At 76.1% G+C, this 1,023-nt stretch carries 1 protein-coding gene; it reads right to left on the reverse strand.

Features of this window, described 5'->3' with window-relative positions:
* Positions 1-195: 195 nt before the first annotated feature.
* A partial coding sequence (locus JFN87_RS33225; protein ID WP_209346239.1) for a Cgl0159 family (beta/alpha)8-fold protein occupies positions 196-1,023 on the reverse strand: 828 nt, incomplete at its 5' end.

Below are 1,023 nucleotides of genomic sequence, written 5' to 3' on the forward strand. Positions count from 1 at the left end.
CTGCCGGGTCGCCGCCGGGCCCCCGCCCAGGCCCGGCGTCCAGGGACGCCGGGCCGCCCGCGGCGCGCGAGTGCGCCAGGTCGTTCTCGCGGGCGGCGGCCCCGTGTCGCGTCGACCGTTGTTCCTCTGCTGCCATGCGTGTCTCCTACCCGTCTCCCGCGCCCCGCCCCGCCTGCGCGTACGCCCGTACGGGCGTCACAGCAGACCGACCGCCGTGTCGACCGCCTTCACCACGTCGCCGTCCGCCGGGTACAGGAGTGACCTGCCGGCCACCAGACCCTGCACCGTGGGCAGTCGCAGGGCGCCGCGCCACTTCTCGTACGTGCCCTCCTGGTCGTCGCCGACCTCACCGCCGAGGAGGACGGCCGGGAGCGTGGAGGCCGCCATGACGCGGGCCATCTCCTCCGGGTCCTGCGTGACCGGGACCTTCAGCCACGTGTACGCGGACGTCCCGGCGAGCCCGGACGCGATGGTGAGGGAACGGATGACGGCCGCCGCGCTCAGGTCGCTGCGCAGCCGTCCGTCGGCGTCCCTGCGGCAGATGAACGGCTCGACGAACACGGGGAGCCGGTGGGCGGCCATGGCGTCCACGGCGCGGGCCGCGGACAGCAGGGTGGCGGCCGAACCGGTGCCGGCATCGGCGTAGTCGACGCGCAGCAGGAGCTTGCCCGCGTCGAACGAGGCGGCCGCCAGGTCCTGGGCCCGGTAGCCGGTGAAGCGGTCGTCGGTCTCGAAGGCGGCGCCCGCGAGGCCGCCGCGGTTCATGGAGCCGACGACGACCTTGTTCTCGAGCGCGCCGAGCAGGAGGAGGTCCTCCAGCACGTCGGCCGTGCCGAGGACGCCGTCGACGCCCGGCCTGGACAGCGCAAGGCACAGCCGCTCCAGCAGGTCGGCGCGGTCGGCCATGGCGAGCGGGTCGGCGCCGACGCGGAGCGCGCCGCGTGCGGGGTGGTCGGCGGCGACGATCATGAGCCGGCCGGACTCGCCGAGCAGCGGCCTGCGCCGCCGCCGCGCCGCGGCCTC

The sequence above is a fragment of the Streptomyces montanisoli genome (assembly GCF_017813245.1).
Classification (GTDB): Bacteria; Actinomycetota; Actinomycetes; order Streptomycetales; family Streptomycetaceae; genus Streptomyces; species Streptomyces montanisoli.